Genomic DNA, 759 nt, shown 5'->3' on the forward strand with positions numbered 1-759 from the left:
TGGGGGTACGGGACGAGTTTTCAGGTAATGCTCATTGCTGCGCTCGAAAGTGCTTTCGGCACAGACAATGGGCTCTCCCAAGCCCCCGGATTTAAGAAGTCTGCCCGTTTCATGCAGTATATGACGGCTCCGAGTGGAGACTGCTTCTGTTTCTCGGATTCTCCGGTAGAGGCGGAATGTAACATGATGATGTTCTGGTTTGCAGGCAAGGAGAAAGACCTTTCCCTGTTGTGGATTGAACGTCAGTATCTCGACCGTCCGGATATGCAGTTTGCCGAAGACCGTTTACTGCCCAGCCTGATGGTGTTCTGTTCACAGCTCGACCTGAACCGGATCGGAAAGCCGAAGAAAAACTTCTGGTTTAACCGTGGAGATACGCCTGTGTTTATCTACCGTGGCGGATGGGACAGCAAGAAAGATACCTATCTGGGAGTGAAAGGAGGTTCGCCCTCTACCTCTCATGCACACATGGATGCCGGGTCGTTTATCTTCGAGAGAGACGGAGTGCGTTGGGCGATGGACTTGGGGATGCAGAGTTATATCACACTCGAAAGTAAGGGAGTGGACCTGTGGAATATGTCGCAGAACGGACAACGCTGGGAAGTATTCCGGCTAAGCAATATCGCTCACAATACGTTGACGATTAACGGAGAACGCCATTTGGTAGAGAGCAATGCCCCGATCACCCGTACTTTCGAGTCGAAGAAACAGAAAGGGGCGGAAGTAGACCTGTCGACTGTGTTTGCCAATAGTGTGAAG

The 759-nt window shown here is 51.3% G+C and carries 1 protein-coding gene; it reads left to right on the plus strand.

Features of this window, described 5'->3' with window-relative positions:
- Positions 1 to 759, plus strand: a 759-nt coding sequence (locus AB5935_RS26025; protein ID WP_368327878.1) for a heparinase II/III family protein, incomplete at both ends; no start/stop codon positions are given.

This window comes from Phocaeicola sp. RTP21198st1_B8_RTP21198_201120, from assembly GCF_040929485.1.
GTDB classification, from domain to species: domain Bacteria; phylum Bacteroidota; class Bacteroidia; order Bacteroidales; family Bacteroidaceae; genus Phocaeicola; species Phocaeicola dorei.